Source organism: Rhodococcus sp. NPDC059968 (assembly GCF_042738615.1).
In the GTDB taxonomy this organism is placed as follows: domain Bacteria; phylum Actinomycetota; class Actinomycetes; order Mycobacteriales; family Mycobacteriaceae; genus Rhodococcus_F.
In genome coordinates this window covers 1-17366 of record NZ_JBHWUE010000101.1, presented here as the reverse complement: position 1 = coordinate 17366, position 17366 = coordinate 1, and the positions used below count along the sequence as shown (strand labels likewise).

The 17366-nt window shown below is 68.5% G+C and carries 14 protein-coding genes and 2 pseudogenes; 10 read left to right on the top strand and 6 right to left on the bottom strand.

All coding sequences use genetic code 11. From position 1 onward, the window contains the following. Positions 1-586: 586 nt before the first annotated feature. Positions 587-1222 (bottom strand): annotated as a pseudogene (locus tag ACFWAY_RS43895) (helix-turn-helix transcriptional regulator); the annotation flags it as partial. Positions 1223-1336: 114 nt separating this feature from the next. On the opposite strand from ACFWAY_RS43895, the gene ACFWAY_RS43890 reads away from it, so the two are divergent. From ACFWAY_RS43890 to ACFWAY_RS43880, 3 genes are all read left to right on the top strand, one after another. Beyond that, positions 1337-1804, top strand: a complete 468-nt coding sequence (locus ACFWAY_RS43890) for a hypothetical protein (RefSeq protein ID WP_378514911.1) — start codon at positions 1337-1339, stop codon at positions 1802-1804. After that, positions 1801-2205 carry a DUF1304 domain-containing protein gene (locus ACFWAY_RS43885; RefSeq protein WP_378514910.1) on the top strand — a complete coding sequence of 135 codons (405 nt, stop codon included), beginning with the start codon at positions 1801-1803 and terminating at the stop codon, positions 2203-2205. The genes ACFWAY_RS43890 and ACFWAY_RS43885 overlap by 4 nt, the downstream gene beginning before the upstream one ends. 68 nt (positions 2206-2273) lie before the next feature. Further along, positions 2274-3143, top strand: coding sequence for a cutinase family protein (locus tag ACFWAY_RS43880; RefSeq protein WP_378514909.1), 870 nt, complete (start codon positions 2274-2276; stop codon positions 3141-3143). Positions 3144-3155: 12 nt separating this feature from the next. On the opposite strand, the gene ACFWAY_RS43875 is transcribed toward ACFWAY_RS43880, so the two are convergent. Next, the gene (locus tag ACFWAY_RS43875) at positions 3156-3692 is read right to left on the bottom strand and encodes a winged helix-turn-helix transcriptional regulator (protein WP_378514908.1); all 537 of its coding nucleotides are present in this window, start codon (positions 3690-3692) and stop codon (positions 3156-3158) included. A gap of 55 nt (positions 3693-3747) precedes the next feature. On the opposite strand from ACFWAY_RS43875, the gene ACFWAY_RS43870 reads away from it, so the two are divergent. Further along, complete coding sequence (locus ACFWAY_RS43870; protein WP_378514907.1) at positions 3748-5148, top strand: MFS transporter; 1401 nt, start codon at positions 3748-3750, stop codon at positions 5146-5148. On the opposite strand, the gene ychF is transcribed toward ACFWAY_RS43870, so the two are convergent. Together ychF and ACFWAY_RS43860 are read right to left on the bottom strand one after the other, a co-directional pair. Continuing rightward, positions 5138-6217, bottom strand: a complete 1080-nt coding sequence (gene ychF / locus ACFWAY_RS43865) for a redox-regulated ATPase YchF (protein ID WP_378451634.1) — start codon at positions 6215-6217, stop codon at positions 5138-5140. The genes ACFWAY_RS43870 and ychF overlap by 11 nt on opposite strands. Before the next feature lie 47 nt (positions 6218-6264). Then, positions 6265-6684 carry a CD225/dispanin family protein gene (locus ACFWAY_RS43860; RefSeq protein ID WP_378514926.1) on the bottom strand — a complete coding sequence of 140 codons (420 nt, stop codon included), beginning with the start codon at positions 6682-6684 and terminating at the stop codon, positions 6265-6267. Positions 6685-6803: 119 nt separating this feature from the next. Here ACFWAY_RS43860 and ACFWAY_RS43855 point away from each other — a divergent pair, with 119 nt between their 5' ends. The 4 genes from ACFWAY_RS43855 (at position 6804) to ACFWAY_RS43840 (ending at position 12284) form a co-directional block, all read left to right on the top strand. After that, the gene (locus ACFWAY_RS43855; protein ID WP_378514906.1) at positions 6804-8381 is read left to right on the top strand and encodes an FMN-binding glutamate synthase family protein; all 1578 of its coding nucleotides are present in this window, start codon (positions 6804-6806) and stop codon (positions 8379-8381) included. A gap of 126 nt (positions 8382-8507) precedes the next feature. Then, positions 8508-10811 carry a carbon starvation CstA family protein gene (locus ACFWAY_RS43850; RefSeq protein WP_378514905.1) on the top strand — a complete coding sequence of 768 codons (2304 nt, stop codon included), beginning with the start codon at positions 8508-8510 and terminating at the stop codon, positions 10809-10811. Next, entirely contained in the window at positions 10804-10995 is a 192-nt protein-coding gene (locus tag ACFWAY_RS43845) for a YbdD/YjiX family protein (RefSeq protein ID WP_005239019.1), read from the top strand. The genes ACFWAY_RS43850 and ACFWAY_RS43845 overlap by 8 nt, the downstream gene beginning before the upstream one ends. A gap of 77 nt (positions 10996-11072) precedes the next feature. Then, on the top strand, positions 11073-12284 hold the full coding sequence (locus ACFWAY_RS43840; RefSeq protein WP_378514904.1) for an AI-2E family transporter: 1212 nt from the start codon (positions 11073-11075) through the stop codon (positions 12282-12284). A gap of 7 nt (positions 12285-12291) precedes the next feature. Here the strand turns inward: ACFWAY_RS43840 and ACFWAY_RS43835 are convergent, their stop codons facing one another. Together ACFWAY_RS43835 and ACFWAY_RS43830 are read right to left on the bottom strand one after the other, a co-directional pair. Continuing rightward, complete coding sequence (locus ACFWAY_RS43835; RefSeq protein ID WP_378514903.1) at positions 12292-15273, bottom strand: AAA family ATPase; 2982 nt, start codon at positions 15271-15273, stop codon at positions 12292-12294. Next, complete coding sequence (locus tag ACFWAY_RS43830) at positions 15270-16454, bottom strand: exonuclease SbcCD subunit D (protein ID WP_378514902.1); 1185 nt, start codon at positions 16452-16454, stop codon at positions 15270-15272. Before ACFWAY_RS43830 ends, ACFWAY_RS43835 begins: the two co-directional genes overlap by 4 nt. A gap of 101 nt (positions 16455-16555) precedes the next feature. On the opposite strand from ACFWAY_RS43830, the pseudogene ACFWAY_RS43825 reads away from it, so the two are divergent. Continuing rightward, a pseudogene (locus tag ACFWAY_RS43825) lies at positions 16556-16822 on the top strand (DNA recombination protein RmuC); the annotation flags it as partial. 104 nt (positions 16823-16926) lie between these two features. Further along, a partial coding sequence (locus ACFWAY_RS43820; protein ID WP_378514901.1) for a helix-turn-helix domain-containing protein occupies positions 16927-17366 on the top strand: 440 nt, incomplete at its 3' end.

The following is a 17366-nucleotide window of genomic DNA, read 5'->3' as shown; positions in this document are numbered from 1 at the left end:
CCCGCCGGGAAGCGACACACCAACACCCCTGAAGTCATCCACCAGCTCCTCCACCAGCAACTCATCGCCCCGATCGCAACCCGGACAGTAGCCCCCACCTCTGACAGAGAACGCTCGATCCACCCCACCGACGAACCCGGCCACCCGGTCTCGCCACAGCACCCCGCACCACCGTGCATCGGCCCTCGGCTGCGTCATCGAGCATCCGCCCGCGCCCCGCCCGCTGCCCCGGAGTCCACAAGCCGTGGTCCTCGGAGACCGGGTGCGCCACACCACCGGCACTCTCCCGCACCATCTTCACCCGGTTTTCCAGCGATGACTCGTGCCCTGTGGAGCCCGGCACCCGGTTATCCAGCACCTCCACCCGTCCGGGCGCCACCACCACCGAACCCCGACACGGGCCTGCCCGGGTAGACGTCCAGATCCGCGCGATCAAATATCGGGTGTCCCGCACCGGTACGCCGAGACGGCAACCGACCCGCCGACGCCGCCTAACGCACCCCCGCCACCGACATGCCCATATCTCGCGACCTGACCAATCCGCTGCCGCAGAAAGTAGTAGATACTACGAGGTAGTCCTAGAATTTCGAGCAACAGCGGAAAGCCTGCCCGGGGCGACCTCGTCGAAGCGGTCCTGCCAGCCGTGGGCAGCGGCCGTGAGCGCAATCGGATCGCCGGCGGCATCGGTCAGCACCACCGCCGGACCCTGGTCGCCGTGGCCGGAGACCGCCGGGGCGTGCACGGACGCGGCCCGTGTCGCGACCGCCAGGCCGGGAGCCACGAGCGTGAGGAACTTGAGCTCACGGTCGGTGAAATCCGGGCCGGACCGCACGAATCGGGCTGCGCCCCAGCACACGCCGTCGACGCGGAACACGATTCGGACCTCGCTTCCGAGCCCTAACGGCGCCCAGACCGCGCCTTGACGGAGGCTGTGCGCGACCTCGTCCGCGGGTAGGTCCGAGGCCCGCGCGATGGTTCGACCACTGCGGGCGAGTTCGGCGAACGTGCCCGGATCGTCGCCGTTGTACTCGGATTCGGCGAGCAGCGGTTCGTACTGCTGCGGTATCCGGCTTCGCCCGCTGGTCATCGAACTGATCGCGAGTGTCTCCGGGTCGAGCATCGCCCAGCACGCCAGGTCGCTGCGCACCGTCGCACCGACCAGTTCGATGGCGCGCTCGTGCAGCTGTGTGACACCGGCGCCCGATCCCGCGAACGCGAGCATCTCCCGGCGCAGCCCGGACCTCCAGCATGAACACAGTATGCGCTGGTCACAGGCGCACCACCATCCCAGATTCCTGGGATGGGCAGCGGGGTGCGCCGGTCCTACCGTCGCAGTATGTCCACCCACGTTCACGTGATCAGAGCAGGCGACGGCAGGCGCCTCACCGCGCCGGACGCCGACATCACGGTCCTGGTCGGCGGCGATCACACCGGCGAGGCATACGAAGTCTTCCTCGTCGAAGCGTCCCGGACCGCACCGGACGGCCCACTGCACGCCGAGCCGTGGTCGAAGTCCTACCACGTACTGCGCGGCCGGATACTCGTCCAGGCCGGACACACCGGGTTCGAGCTCGCGGCGGGGGAAACCATCGTCATCGAGGCGGGAACGATGAATACGTTCACCGTCCTCTCCGAGTCCGCCGACTTCCTCCTCGTCTCCGCCGGCGCGGCCAACAGTCGCTTCGTCGGTGATCTCGACGCGGTCGGCCGTGGCCGGCACTCGCCGGAGCAAGTGGCCCGACTGCTGCACGGGGTCACCGATCGCTACGGCGTCGAACTCGCGACCGGGGCGGGTGCGCCATGATCATCGTCGCGCAGATCGCCACCCTGATCGCCGCAAGCGTGCACCTGCTGGCGTTCGTGTGGGAATCCTTCCTGTTTCGAAGGCCATCGGTGCACGAAGGCATCTTCCGTATTCCGAGCAGCGACGTGCCCGCCGCTCACCTGTGGGCATTCAACATCGGTTTCTACAATCTGTTCCTCGGCTCCGGAGCCATCGCTGGCGTCATCCTGTGGTGGGCGGGTCACGACACTCCGGGTCGCATCCTCGTCGCCTACACCTGCCTCTTCATGTTCCTGGCGGGCATCGCCCTGGCCGTTTCGGACCGCATGGCGCTCAGCCGACAGCGAGGCGACGGCGTCGTCGGAGCACTGTCACAGAGCGTGCCGCCGCTGGTGGCCTTGATCGCGCTGGCGATCGGGTGACAACTCACAGCGCTCGATTGCCAGGAACTTCTCAGGGTCGACCGAATGGATCCTTACTCGCGGTCGGCATGATGGGAGCCATGTCCCAGGTGACCGTTCTTGCCGTCGGTGGCACTGGAGAGTCCCACCCCGATGACCACCGACGCCACGTCTCCGGACTGTTGCGTGACGTCACCGACGCCCTCGACGACCGGTTCGCGTCGCGGTGGGTCGGCTATCCGGCGTCGTACGGGCCGGTCGCCGCGGGCGGGCTCAGTTACCGGCAGAGCACCGAGGTCGGCGTCCGCCGCGTGATCGACGCCATGGAGGACGCTCCGGGACCGGTCATGCTGATCGGATACTCGCAGGGATGCACCGTGATCCGTGAGGTGCTCGGGCAGATCGCCACCGGTGCCCTGTGCGCCGGCAACCTCTCCGCGGTCGGACTCGTCTCCGACCCCGAACAACCCGCGGGGGTGGTTCCGGGCTGCCGCGGGCGCGGTGTCGCGGGTGACGGCGCCCCGATCCCCGACTCCGTCCCGGTCCAGTGGATCGCGCACCCGGACGACATGATCTGCAATGCCAGCGAAGACAGCTACGTGCGCGACATCGCGGACCTCACCCGGTGGATGTCGTTTCGCGCGCTGCGGACGTGGCTTGCGCAGACGTGGGAACTGATCCGCAACAACAGCTTCCAGAACGCGACCAAGACCTGTGTCAGCCCTCGGCAGTGGCGCACCGACGTCCGTCGGCTGCGGACCGCGGCGATCGAGGTGCTCGGCTACCTTCCGCCGCGCCTCGCCTGGCGGGGTGTGCGCGTCGTCAACGCGCGGGGCGGGCGGCACGTCGCGTATGCCAGCGAAGCCCTCGATGCGAGCGGGCTCACCGGATGCCAGATCCTCGCCCAGTGGCTGCAGGTGAGGGCGACGTTCGAGCCGCCCCTGCGCGTCGCGGCGTAAGGGTCGCGCCGATCAGGCGTCGCTGCGCGGATGCAGCGGAGTGAGCATCCGGCGCGGCTCACGCAGGGCCACGGCGACGGCGTCGTTGCGGGGATGGACGGCCTCCCCCGGCCCGGGTGCGACCACCAGGTCCTCGGGGCCAGGGATCGTGCCGCAGTCGGGGCATCGCCCGAAACGATCGAGTTGCGTTCCGCACTCCGCGTGGGAGAACACGCGGCCGGGGTAGGTGCCGGGCGACACGTACTGCTCGCCCCATTGGGACAGCGCGTAGATGCTCGGCCACAAAGCCTTTCCGGCCTCGGTGAGTTCGTACTCGGGGTGACCGCCGTCGGCGACTCGGACGAGCACGCCGGCTTCGACGAGAGCGGTCAGCCGATCCGTCAGGACGGCGCGCGAGATGTCGAGATGGGCGAGCAGATCGCTGAAGCGGCGGACGCCGTAGAAACAGTCGCGCAACACGAGCATCGTCCACCGCTCACCCACCACTTCGAGGGCGCGAGCGAGGTTGCAGTTCTGCTGTGAGTACCCGGTTCCCAGTGCCACTCCCACATGCTAGCGCATTTCAGTCTTGTCACCAGACCAAAAAGAATCTAGGTTCAGTCTTGTGAACAGACCAACTGCGGTTGCCCCGTCGATCCGCGAACACTCGCCCCACCCCGGGACCACGCTGTCCGTCGCGTCACTCGGGACGTTCGTCGCCCTGGTCGCGTTCTGCGCCCCGCTCGGCAACATGCCCACCGTCGCCGCTGCGCTGTCGGCAGGCCCGGCAACGCAGACGTGGATTCTCAGTTCGATGAGCGTGGGCCTCGCCGCGGTCCTGCTGACCGCGGGCGCACTCGCCGACGACTACGGCAGGCGCCGGGTGTTCCACTGGGGTGCCTGGCTTCTCGCGCTGGGCGCGGTGGTCGGCGCGGTCAGCCAGGAACCCGTCCTGTTCATCATCGGACGACTGATCCAGGGAGTGGCAGGCGCGGCAATGATCGCGGCCAGCCTCGGTGCCGTCGCACATGCCTTCACCACGCCGGCGGCGCGTGCGACGGCGAGCGCGATCTGGGGCGCAAGCGTCGGCGCCGGCATCGCCGTCGGTCCCGTCCTCGCGGGCCTCCTCGACCTCGCCGGGTGGTGGCGCGGCCTGTACTGGGCACTCGCCGTCGCGTCGCTCGTGATCGGACAGGTCGCGACGCGCGCGCTCGCCGAGTCGCGCTCCACCGTCCCGAAGCGGATCGACGTCCCGGGAGCGGTCACGCTGTGCGCCGCGATGGTCCTGGTGCTCGTCGCACTGGTCGAGGGCAGGCAGGGGAACACCGCCGCCACCGTGCTCTGCGGCGTCGGTGCGGTCGTGTTCGCGCTCGCCTTCGTCGCGGTCGAGCGGCGGCGGCCGTTCCCGATGCTCGACCTCGCGTTGTTCCGCCGACGCGACTTCCTGGCCGCCACTCTCGCGGCCCTCGCAACCGGGGCGGGCATCATCGGCCTGATGTCGTTCGCGTGCACGTTCCTGGTCAAGACGATGCACGTCAGCACGCTGGCCGCGGCCGGCGTGATCGCCTTGTGGTCGGGCACGAGTGTCGTGGCATCACTGCTCGCCCGCACACTCCCGGCAAGGCTCGCCGGGTCACCGCAACTCGTCATCGGACTCGCCGGCGTCGGCCTCGCCATGCTCACGATGACGGGCCTCTCCCCCGACTCGTCCCTGCTGCGGCTCGTCCCAGGACTGCTGCTCGCCGGCGTCGCCAGCGGACTGCTCAACGCCGGCCTCGGCCGCCAAGCCGTCGCCAGCGTGCCCGCCGACCAAGGCGGACTCGGCAGCGGTGCCAACAACACCGCCCGCTACCTCGGCTCGTCCATCGGCGTCACCGTCGTCAGCATCATCGCCCTCGACCCGGCAGGCACCGTCGACGGCATGGTGTCGGGCTGGAACTACGCCGCCGTCACCACAGGGCTGATCTCACTCGTCGGCGCAGGAGTCGTAGGGGTTCTCGTGCGTGGAACCGCGGTCAGACGTTGAAGCGGAACTCCACCACATCGCCGTCGGCCATGAGGTAGTCCTTGCCCTCCATGCGGACCTTGCCTGCGGCCTTGGCGGCGGCCATGGATCCGGCGGCGACGAGGTCGTCGAAGGAGACGATCTCGGCCTTGATGAAGCCGCGCTCGAAGTCGGTGTGGATGACGCCGGCGGCCTGCGGGGCGGTGTCGCCCTTGTGAATGGTCCAGGCGCGGGATTCCTTGGGACCTGCGGTGAGGTAGGTCTGCAGGCCGAGGGTGTGGAAGCCGGTGCGGGCGAGTGCGTGCAGGCCCGGCTCGGACTGTCCGATCGAGTCGAGCATCTCCTGCCGGTCCTCTTCGTCCAGCTCCAGCAGCTCCTGCTCAACCTTGGCGTCGAGGAACACGGCGTCCGCGGGGGCGACGGAGGCGCGCAGTTCGGCGACCTTCGCTTCGTCGGTGAGCACGGCCTCGTCGGCGTTGAACACGTACAGGAACGGCTTGGTGGTGAGCAGGCTCAGCTCGCGCAGCAGCGAGAAGTCCAGCTTGTCCTTCACGCTGAACAGGGTCTTGCCCTCGTCGAGGACTTCCTGTGCCTTGAGCGCCTCCTCGTGGATGGGCTTGAGCTCCTTGTTCTTCTTCGCTTCCTTCTCCAGACGCGGCAAGGCCTTCTCCAGCGTCTGCATGTCGGCGATGACGAGCTCGGTCTCGATCACCTCGATGTCGGATGCCGGGTCGACGCGGCCGTCGACGTGCACGACGTCGTCGTCGTTGAAGACGCGAACCACCTGGCAGATGGCGTCGGCCTCGCGGATGTTGGCAAGAAACTTGTTGCCGAGGCCGGCACCCTCGGAGGCGCCCTTGACGATGCCGGCGATGTCGACGAACGACACCGTGGCGGGCAGGATGCGCTCGGAACCGAAGATCCGGGCGAGCTCGGACAGCCGCGGATCGGGCAGTTCGACCAGGCCGACGTTGGGTTCGATGGTCGCGAACGGGTAGTTCGCGGCCAGCACGTCGTTGTTGGTCAGCGCGTTGAACAAGGTGGACTTGCCGACGTTGGGCAGTCCGACGATTCCGAGGGTAAGGCTCACGGTCGTTGGATTCTACGGCGTCGGCGTCCGATCAACGACCATCGGCCTCACCAGCTGGAGGTATCGCTGTTCGCGACGAGGGCGATGATCAGGATGGCGTACCCGATGACGAAGACGACGATCAGCGCCACCCAGATCCACAGGGCTATCTTGCCCAGCGCCTTGGCGCGATCGGAGGCGTACTGGGCGCCCTGGTAGTCGCCCATCGCCCACTTCGGGTAGACGTCGTGGACGTGGTTGAACGCTGCGAACGCAAGCGGCCAGAAGAAGAGGACGGCGGCCACCGCCCACCCGGCGTTCGAGGGCGGCAGTGGCGGCGGGCCGTACTGGCCCGCGTACGGCTGCGACTGCGACTGCGGCGCCGGCTGTTGCTGCGTCGGGTACTGGTAGCCGTACGCACCCGTGTCGCCCGGCTTCGGCGGCACCGGATTGCTCGACGATTCCGGATTGCTCGGTGACTCCGACATGACATCCCCCAGTCGTGACAGCTGACCTCGTGCGTCCACTATCCCACCTGTTACACCCGTGAGTGGGAAAGTGCGCCGGAGTACGCGTCGGCACTCACGCGAGGTTCTAGTCTCAGCGAGTGACCCGCTGGTTAATCGTCCTCGCGATATGGATTCTCGGACTGGGCGCCCTCGCCCTGACCCTCGGTGTGGCGACTGGGTGGTGGTTCGCCGCGGTCGTCCTTCTCGTGTCGGCGGCCCTGGGCATGTGGGATCTGCTGCAACGGCGGCACAGCATTCTGCGGAACTATCCGGTGCTGGGGCATGCGCGGTTCCTGCTCGAGAAGATCCGCCCCGAGATCCAGCAGTACTTCATCGAATCGTCGACGGATGGAACGCCCTTCGACCGCGAGACCCGCGACCTCGTCTACGAGCGCGCCAAGGGGACGCTCGCCGAGGAGCCGTTCGGCACCGAGCGGGACGTGCACGCCGTCGGCTACGAGTTCATGGCCCATTCGCTGCGCGCCCGGATGGCACCGCCCGAACCGCCGACCGTCCGCATCGGCGGCCCCGACTGCGAACGGCCCTACGACATCGCACTTCTCAACGTGTCGGCGATGAGCTTCGGCTCGCTTTCCGCCAACGCCATCGAAGCCCTCAACGCCGGGGCCGCGCGCGGCGGGTTCGCGCACGACACCGGCGAGGGCGCGATCAGCCCGTACCACCGCAAGCACGGCGGCGACCTGATCTGGGAGATCGCGTCCGGCTACTTCGGCTGCCGAACGGACGACGGCCACTTCGACCCCGCCAAGTTCGCCGAACACGCGTCACTCGACCAGGTAAAGGCGATCTCGATCAAACTGTCGCAGGGCGCGAAACCCGGACTCGGCGGTGTGCTGCCCGGGGCGAAGGTGTCGCGGGAGATCGCCCGGACGCGCGGCGTGCCGGTCGGACAGACGGTGATCTCCCCGCCCGCACACACGGCCTTCTCCACCCCGAACGAGCTGATCGACTTCATCGTCACCCTGCGAAAGCTCTCCGGCGGCAAACCCGTCGGGTTCAAATTGTGCGTCGGATCGCGGACCGAGTTCCTCGGCATCTGCAAGGCGATGCTCGAACGGGACGTCACCCCGGACTTCGTCATCGTCGACGGCTCCGAGGGCGGAACCGGTGCAGGTCCAGTGGAATTCGAGGACAACATGGGCATGCCCCTCACCGAGGGGCTGATGCTCGTGCACAACGCGCTCACCGGCGCCGGACTGCGGAACCGGATCAAGATCGGCGCGTCAGGGAAGGTCGCCAGCGCATCCGACATCGTCAAACGGATCATCCAGGGCGCCGACTTCACCCTGGCCGCCCGCGCGATGATGTTCGCCGTCGGGTGCATCCAGGCGCAGATGTGTCACACCAACCGCTGCCCCGTCGGGGTGACGACCCAGGACCCGGCGCGGACCCGCGCACTCGACGTCCCCGACAAGGCGGCCAGGGTGTTCCGGTTCCAGAAGTCGACGGTGGCGGGCGCCCAGCAGATGGTGGCATCGATGGGTCTCGACAGCTTCGACCAACTGACACCGTCGATGCTCAACCGCCGGATCGACGGGGTCACCACCCGCACCTACGCGGAACTGTACGAGTGGCTGATGCCCGGCGAACTACTCGAAGATCCGCCCTCGGATTGGCTCACCGACTGGATCGACGCCGATTCGACTCGCTTCTGACGTCGTTTTTTCGTCGAACCGAACGTCGGCGCAATAGGGTGACGGGGGCCACAAAAGATGTGGCATCTGTCGACGGCGTCACCCCTGGCACACAATGACGACGGGGGCGCTGGGAAGGAGTTCGCGATGGCCCTGAGAGCCGCCCCCGAGTCCGAGATCGAGTACCTGAATACGGATCCGGATCTACCAGCGGTCGGCGTCGTGGACCGCACCCCCATCTCACCGGCGGCGAGGATCACATTCGCCGTCCTCGGCCTTCTCGGCGGCATCGCCTGGGTGATGATCGCGTTCGTTCGCGGCGAGAACATCAACGCCGTCTGGTTCGTGGTGGCCGCCGTCTGCACGTACCTCATCGCCTACCGCTTCTACGCGCGGCTGATCGAGCGCAAACTCGTCCAGCCCCGCGACGACCGGGCCACCCCCGCCGAGATCCTGGAGAACGGCAAGGACTACATGCCGACGGACCGGCGGGTGCTGTTCGGGCACCACTTCGCCGCCATCGCCGGCGCAGGCCCCCTCGTCGGCCCCGTCCTCGCCGCGCAGATGGGCTACCTGCCCGGCACGCTGTGGATCATCATCGGCGTCGTCTTCGCCGGAGCCGTCCAGGACTTCCTCGTCCTGTGGATCTCGACGAAACGCCGCGGACGCAGCCTCGGTCAGATGGCCCGCGACGAACTCGGCCTCGTCGGCGGTGTCGCCGCCATGATCGGGGTCTTCGTCATCATGATCATCCTCATCGCGGTACTCGCCCTCGTCGTCGTCAACGCGCTCGCGGAAAGCCCGTGGGGTGTCTTCTCCATCGCCATGACCATCCCGATCGCCCTGTTCATGGGCGTCTACCTTCGGTACCTGCGCCCGGGCAAGGTCGCGGAAGTGTCGCTGATCGGCGTCGTGCTGCTGCTCCTCGCCATCGTGTCCGGCGGCTGGGTGGCCGACACCGGCTGGGGCGCCGACTGGTTCACGCTCTCCAAGGTGACCCTCGCCTGGCTGATGATCGCCTACGGTTTCGCCGCATCCGTGCTGCCCGTGTGGCTGCTGCTGGCCCCGCGCGACTACCTGTCGACGTTCATGAAGATCGGCACGATCATCCTGCTGGCCATCGGCATCCTGGTCGCGCAGCCCACCATCAAGATGCCCGACGTCACGACGTTCGCCATCCAGGGCAACGGCCCCGCCTTCGCGGGCTCGCTGTTCCCGTTCCTGTTCATCACGATCGCGTGCGGCGCGCTGTCCGGCTTCCACGCCCTCATCTCCTCCGGCACCACGCCCAAGCTGCTGGCGAAGGAAAAGCAGATGCGGCTGATCGGATACGGGGGCATGCTCACCGAGTCGTTCGTCGCGATCATGGCGCTCGTCACCGCGTGCATCATCGACCAGCACCTGTACTTCGCGCTCAACGCGCCGGCCACCCTCACCGGCGGAACCCCGGAGACGGCCGCCGCGTACGTGAACGGCCTCGGACTGTCCAGCCCGAACATCAGCCCCGACACCCTCTCGCAGGCCGCGGAGAATGTGGGCGAGGAGTCGATCATCTCGCGCACCGGCGGTGCCCCGACGCTCGCGTTCGGCATGTCGGAAGTGCTCAGCCAGTTCCTCGGCGGCGCCGCCCTCAAATCGTTCTGGTATCACTTCGCGATCATGTTCGAGGCGCTGTTCATCCTCACCACCGTCGACGCCGGCACCCGTGTCGCCCGGTTCATGCTGTCCGACTCGCTCGGCAACTTCGGCGGACCCGCCCGCAAGTTCAAGGATCCGTCGTGGCGCGTCGGAGCCTGGGTGTGCTCGCTGGCCGTCGTCGGGCTGTGGGGCGCCATCCTCCTCATGGGCGTCACCGACCCGCTCGGCGGAATCAACACCCTGTTCCCGCTCTTCGGCATCGCGAACCAGCTGCTAGCCGCGATAGCCCTGACGGTGGTCCTCGCCATCGTCATGAAGAGGGGCCTCTTCAAGTGGGCATGGATTCCCGGCGTTCCGCTCGTCTGGGACCTGATCGTGACCATGACGGCGTCCTGGCAGAAGATCTTCTCCGGCAACACCGCCGTCGGCTACTGGTCCCAGCACGCCGCGTTCAAGGAGGCGAAGGAAGCCGGCAAGACCAGCTTCGGTTCCGCCAAGACCCCCGAGGCCATCGACGCCGTCATCCGCAACACGTTCATCCAGGGCACCCTGTCGATCGTGTTCGCCGGCCTCGTCCTCGTCGTCGTGGTGGCCGGAGCGCTCGTCTGCATCAAGGCGTTCCGGGCGGGTGGACTGCCGACCACCGAGTCGCCCGAGCAACCGTCGAAGATCTTCGCGCCCGCCGGGTTCGTCCCCACCGCTGCCGAGAAGGAACTCGACAAGGAATGGAACGAACTCATCGCGTCGGGCGTCGTGCGCGCACCCGGTGCTGCGCACACCCACACGGACAGGGCACATCACCATGATGAATAGGGTCGTCGGGGCCGTCCGGACCGCTTGGTGGTGGACGGGGTCGCTGATGGGCGACCACGACTACAGCAGGTACGTCGAACACCTTCGCCGGAACCATCCGGACGCCGAGGTGCCGACCGAGCGCGAGTACTGGAAGGCGCGCTACGCGGACGCCGACGCGAACCCGGGTGCCCGCTGCTGCTGACGTCACCGACCCGTGACGGCGTCCCCCAGTACTGTCAGTACTGATTGCTGAGCAGACACGGTGAGGGAGGACCATCTGTGACGGAGAAGGAAGCCCCGGCGCCGTCCGGGAGCGCAGTCACGAAACCGGACCGCGGGCATCTCATCGGGGTGGGTGCGATGTGGCTGGCCAAGTGGTCGCTGGTCCTCGTGGCCATCTCGCTGGGCGCGTTGTTGTTCGGGTGGATCATCGAAAAGCTGTGGGTGATCGTCCTCCCCGTGCTCCTGGCCGTCGTGGTGTGCACGGTGCTGTGGCCGCCGACGCGGGCGATGACGAGACGGCGTATCCCCCCGGCGGCGGCGGCAGCGACGACGCTCGTCATGTTCGTCGCCGTCGTGGCCGGGATCATCGCCGGCATCGTGCCGTCGATCGTCAGCCAGGCCCCCGAGCTGGCCAACAAGGCCACCCAGGGCATCAACCAGGTGCAGGACTGGCTGAAGGGTCCGCCGATCAACCTGCAGGACGATCAGATCGACCAGGGCATCCACACCATCATCGTGAAGGTGCAGGAGAGTGGGACGGTCATCGCGTCCGGTGTGTTCACCGGCGTCAGCACCGCCAGCTCCCTGCTGATCACGCTCGGCCTCGTGCTGGTGCTGTCGTTCTTCTTCATCAAGGACGGCCCCCGGTTCATCCCGTGGCTGCACTCCGTCAGCGGCGGCCGCGCGGGCCGTCACCTCGAAGTGGTGCTCGGCCGCATGTGGGACACGCTCGGCGGGTTCATCCGGACGCAGGCGCTGGTCAGCCTCATCGACGCCGTCTTCATCGGCGCCGGACTGCTGATTCTCGGCGTGCCACTCGCACCGGTCCTCGCGATCCTGACGTTCATCGGTGGCTTCATCCCGATCGTCGGTGCGTTCGTCGCCGGCGCTCTCGCCGTGCTCGTCGCGTTGGTGGCCAACGGTCTCACCACCGCGGTGATCGTGCTCATCATCATCCTCGTGGTGCAGCAGATCGAGGGCAACGTGCTGCAGCCCGTTCTCCAGAGCAAGAGCATGAAACTGCACGCCGTCGTGGTTCTGCTCGCCGTCACGGCCGGTGCCTCCGTGTTCGGGATCGTCGGCGCCTTCCTCGCGGTGCCCGCCGCCGCCGTCGCCGCCGTGGTGGTGCGATACATCGATGAGCAGATCGACGAGCACAGCGCCGAAAGCAACATCGCCGATGCCGTCGCCGCAAACGAGGACCTCGACGACGCCGAACGGGAGGGCGTCACGATCGACCAGGCCGCCGTCGCGCCCAAGGCGGATTGACCGGCGGTCAGCCGGCGACCACCTCCACGGTGGAGCCGGTGCGTCCGCGAATCACGTGCAGCCGGCTCGGAATTCGCTGACGCATCTCGTCGACGTGACTGACGATCCCGACCACCCGGCCGCCGTCGCGAAGCTCGTCGAGGACGCCCATCACCGAGTCGAGGGTGTCCGCGTCGAGGGTGCCGAATCCCTCGTCGATGAACATCGTGTCGAGCACGACGCCTCCCGACTCCGCCGCGACCACATCGGCGAGACCGAGCGCCAGCGACAGTGACGCCAGGAACGACTCACCGCCGGACAGTGTCTTGGCCGAACGCACCACCCCGGTGTAGTCGTCGCGGATGTCCAGCCCCAGACCACCGCGGCGGCCTCGCGGACCGGCCTCGTCGCTGTGGACGAACTCGTACCGTCCCGCCGACATCCGGCCGAGCCGCGCGGATGCCGAGACCGCCACCTCTTCCAGCCGGGCCGCCAGCACATACGACCGCAGCGACATCTTCCTGGCGTTCTGGCCACGGCCCGCAATCACCTCGGCGAGCGCGGCCAGCTCCTCGTGCGCGGTCTGCATCGGCGCAATCGCCTCGGCGGCCTTGTCGAGCTGGCCGACGAACCGTTCCAGATCGAGCAGTCGGCGCTCGGCGTCGGACGCCGCCGCGACGGCGACGTTCACGACCTCCGCGGCCACGTCGTGCGCGTGCTGGACGGACGCCAATTCCACGGGCTCCGCCTCGGCGACGGCAACGACCTCGGGGTCGTCGAGCACGCTGCGCGCCCCGACCTCGGCGTCCCGGGCCGCCGTGAGGACAGCCTCGATCTCACCCTGGCGGGCGGCCGTCCGGACCGCCGCCACGGCGTCGGCAGTGCTGTCGAAACCGGCGTCCCCGGCGAGTGTTTCGGATTTGGCCACGAGTTCACGGGCCGCCGACTCGGCTCCGGCACCGGCGTCCCGCGCGTCGAGCAACTCGGATGCGGACTCGGCGAGGGCGTCGAGTCGTGCGCGACGAGCCTCCACGCTCGGGGCGTCGCCTGCAGCCTCGCTCACCCGGGCCCGGATCTCCCCGAGCTGTGTCGTACTCGTAGTGATCCTCTCGGCCACGATGGCGGCGTCGACGCCCACGTCCCGCGCCCGTTCCTGCAGGTAACTCTCGCGGTCCCGCAGTTCGGTGAGCGATGCGGACCGACGCTCGATCTCGTCGCCCAGTGCAGTCGCCTCCCCCACCGCCGTTTCTGCAGCGGTGAGGGCCTGCGCGAGTGCGTCCGCGTCACCGTCGCCGCCGCGCTGCACGAGCACGTCGATCGCGCGCTCCACCGCGCCCAGCTTCTCGGTCGCGGTCGTCAGCACCGCCGCGGCCTTCTGCTCCGCCGCAAGGGCCTTGTCCTCGTCGGCCTTCGTGACCGACAGCTCGGACGGTTCGGCAGGGTGCGGGTGCTCGGGTGAACCGCACACCTGGCACGCGACACCGTCCTCGAGCGTGCCCGCCAGTTCCGCGGCCATGCCCGCGATCCGACGTTGCAGCAAGTCGAGCCAGTATTCCCGCGCGTCCTGATGCTTTTGCCGGGCATCGAGCACGCCCCGCTCGAGCCGATCACGCTCGGCCCGTCGGGTGCGGAGATCCGCCGCCGCCGAGGCAGCGTCCGCTGCCCGGTCCCGCGCATCGACGAGGGCGGGCAGTGCGGCGCGGGCCTTCTGCGCCGAGTCGAGCGCCTTCTCCACTTCCCGTAGAGCGAGCGGCAATTGTTCCCGCTCCCGGGACAGCGCGTCACCGGCCTCGGCGAGTTCGACCTGCCGGGCGCGCAGCCTCCCCACTTCGACAGCGAGCCGGTCGGCGGCGACGGATTCGGCGAGTGCCCCGTCGAGGCGCACGATCTCGTCACGCCAAACACGGATACTCGATCGGATGTACTCCCGTTCGTCAGCGGTCGGAGGCCAGGACAACTCCGCCACGAGATCGGCGCCACCCACCGTCGAACGCAATCCGTCCGTGATCGCCTCGACGTGTCGCGCGGCGGCCGCGGCCTTGGCCCGGGCAGCATCGGCGTCGCGCGCCACGGTCGCGACCGGTTCGGCCCGGCGCGCATCCGCCAATTCGGCGACGAGGTCCGCCCGCCGGCCTGCCCCCGCTGCGTGGGCCTCGAGTTCCGCCTCGGCTCGCCGCCTACGGTTCTGCAGTTCGAGGACGCGGCGCGCCTCCGTGAGCGCGTCGCGGGCCACCTTCGCCTGACTCTTGGTTTTCTGCAGTTCGTCCGCGGCCAGGTCACGAGTCTCGCGGGCCTCGTCCTCGAGCTTGTGGGCCCAGGTCGCCGGATCAGCGTCGGCACCCCCCTCGATGCCTGCGGCCGTCGCGACCCGTGCCAGCAGCACGTCGATGGCCCGTTGATGCTCGTCCAGGTCGTGGGCGCTGGTACGCCTGCGGTCCAGGAACCACTCCTCCACCGTTCCGAATCGGGTGGTGTCGAACAGCCTCTCCAGAAGCTGACCGCGTTCCTCGTTGTCGGCGCGCAGGAACTTCGCGAACTCCCCCTGCGGCAGCAGGACCACTTGAAAGAATTGGTCGGCGCTCATGCCCATCAGCCGCCCGACCTCCTCGGCGATGTCGGGGATCCGGGACAGGTTCTCCCCGCGACCGTCGAGCCAGGTGAGCGTGGCCTTCGCGTTCTCCTTGAGGGTCCCCGACCCACGGCGCTTGGGACGCTCGAACTCCGGACTGCGGACGAGCCGCAGATGCCGGCCCGCGATCGTCGCCTCGAGCGTCACCGTCGGAACGGAACCGGCGGGCGCGTGGTCGGACAGCAGGCGCTTGCCGTCCTTCCGTGCCCCGGACACCGTGCCGTACAGCGCGAACGCCACCGCGTCGAGGACCGTCGTCTTACCGGCGCCGGTATGACCGTGCAGCAGAAAGAGCCCGTCCGCGCCGAGCCGATCGAAGTCGACTTCCACGGATCCTGCGAACGGCCCGAAGGCTTCGACTTCGAGTCGATGCAGCCTCATGCCGTCTGTTCCAGCGCGACGACCTCGGCAGTGTCCTCGCCGGCCCGGTCGGCGAAGCCGAGTGCAGCTTCCACAAGCCGGATCTCGCCGGTCGACGGTTCGCTGCGCACATCGGTGAGGAAGCTGCGCGTGATCTGTAAATCGCTGCGCCCGTGCACCTTGTCGCGGTAGCGCAGATCGTCGCCGCCCTCCGGGCGTTGCCACTCGAGGTGAACGGCGAACGGGAATCGCGTCTGGAGCGAGCGCATGGCGTCGACCGGGCGTTCCGGGTCGGTGAGCACCGCCGACACATAGCAGTCCTCGGCGCCGCGGAACGCATCGTCCTCGAGCAACTCCTGCACCGTCCCCGTCAGTTGCCGGAGCCCGCGGACCACCGGCAGGTCGACTCGCTCGACGGCCCGCAGGCCGTCGGCGTCGAGATCCACGAGGTAGACCGCCTTGCTGTGGGTGCGCTCACCGAAGGAGTACGGCAGCGGCGAGCCCGAGTACCGGATGTTCTCGGCGAGGGTCTGCGGCGAGTGGAGATGGCCGAGCGCGACGTAGTCCACCCCGCCGAAGGCCGAAGCCGACACCGTCTCGACGCCGCCGACGGAGATGGACCTCTCCGATCCCGTGGCCTCCGCTCCCACGACGAACGCATGAGCCAGCACCACGGACCTGGTGTGCGGACCGGTTTCGTTCCGCCCCTCGAGGTCGGTGCGGACACGGTCCATCGCGGCGTCGAGGATCTCGGCGTGCGAGCGGGCGGTCGGCACGTCCAGTTGCGAACGGCTGATCTCGGGCTCGAGATAGGGAATGCCGTAGAAAGCGACGGGACCGTGCGCGTCCTCGAGCACGACGGGCGAGCCGATCCCGGCAACCGTCGTCATGAGGTGCAGCCCGCCCGCACGGGAGAACGCGGCACCCGCCCCGAGCCGCGCAGCGGAGTCGTGATTGCCGGACGTGGCGGCGATGACCGCGCCGGCGTCCCGGATGGCTTCGAATCCGCGGTTGCACACGGTGACGGCGTCCGCGCTGGGGATCGACCGGTCATAGACGTCTCCGGGAACGACGACGACGTCCACACCATGCTCGGCGACGAGGGCGGCGATCGCGTCGAGCACACGGGCCTGGTCGGTGAGCAGGTCCACCCCGTGGAACGTGCGTCCGATGTGCCAGTCCGAAGTGTGCAGGATCCTCATGTCCCGAGACCGTAGAGCACCCTGCCGACAACCTCGAACACCTCGGCCGCGTGGCGTCCGACCGATTCGACGTGTCGGTGGGGCGGTGCACCATGAGCCACATGAATGCACTCGCTGCACTCGGAATGCTCCTGGCGCTGGCCGCGGGCACCGCCCTCGGGTGGCTCCTGCACGCGGCACGGAGCGGTGCTCGGGCGGCGCGAGCGGAGGCACAGCTCGCCGCGCTGCGCGAGAACGAGGCCCTCCTCCGGCAGTCGCTCGGCGCAGTCAGCGAAGACTCCGCGCGCCGCCACTCGGGTGCGATCGGCGAACAGATCTCGCGACTGCTCGGGCCGCTGGACGAGGCCGTCGGCGCCATGGCGGAACAGGCGCTGAACTACGACGAGGTGGTGATGATGAGTACCCGCCGGTATGGGCAGCGCAGTGCCCGTCGCCGGGCGGCCGCTGCCGTGACCGCCGCGACGGACCGCCCATGACGGCCGCTGCGGTACTCGCGGATCGGACTGCCGACATCGCTGCGCCGAACCCGTGTCGGACGGTGATCCGTGCGTTCGTGTACGTCCTCGACCCCACCCCGGAGCAGGAGTCGGTGATCCGTTCGCACTGCGGGGCGCAGCGGTTCGCCTACAACTGGGCACTGTCGCAGGTCAAGGCGAACCTCGACCAACGCGCAGCGGAACGGTCCTACGAGATCCCGGACGCGGAGCTGACGCCGCCGGTGTGCTGGTCCGCGTACGGCCTGCGCAAACACTGGAACACCGTCACGAACGCCGTCGCCGTCAACCCCGAGTCCGGGCAGCCGTGGTGGCCGGAGAACTCGAAAGAGGCATACAGTTCCGGGATCGCGAACTGCGCTGCCGCCCTGTCGAACTGGTCCGATGCCCGGTCCGGGAAACGTAAAGGCGCCACCGG

Coding starts and splice junctions, on each gene's coding strand:
- ACFWAY_RS43890 (WP_378514911.1), top strand. CDS start 1,337: ATGTCCACCCACGTTCACGTGATCAGAGCAGGCGACGGCAGGCGCCTC.
- ACFWAY_RS43885 (WP_378514910.1), top strand. CDS start 1,801: ATGATCATCGTCGCGCAGATCGCCACCCTGATCGCCGCAAGCGTGCAC.
- ACFWAY_RS43880 (WP_378514909.1), top strand. CDS start 2,274: ATGATGGGAGCCATGTCCCAGGTGACCGTTCTTGCCGTCGGTGGCACT.
- ACFWAY_RS43860 (WP_378514926.1), bottom strand. CDS start 6,684: ATGTCGGAGTCACCGAGCAATCCGGAATCGTCGAGCAATCCGGTGCCG.
- ACFWAY_RS43850 (WP_378514905.1), top strand. CDS start 8,508: ATGGCCCTGAGAGCCGCCCCCGAGTCCGAGATCGAGTACCTGAATACG.
- ACFWAY_RS43845 (WP_005239019.1), top strand. CDS start 10,804: ATGAATAGGGTCGTCGGGGCCGTCCGGACCGCTTGGTGGTGGACGGGG.
- ACFWAY_RS43835 (WP_378514903.1), bottom strand. CDS start 15,273: ATGAGGCTGCATCGACTCGAAGTCGAAGCCTTCGGGCCGTTCGCAGGA.
- ACFWAY_RS43830 (WP_378514902.1), bottom strand. CDS start 16,454: ATGAGGATCCTGCACACTTCGGACTGGCACATCGGACGCACGTTCCAC.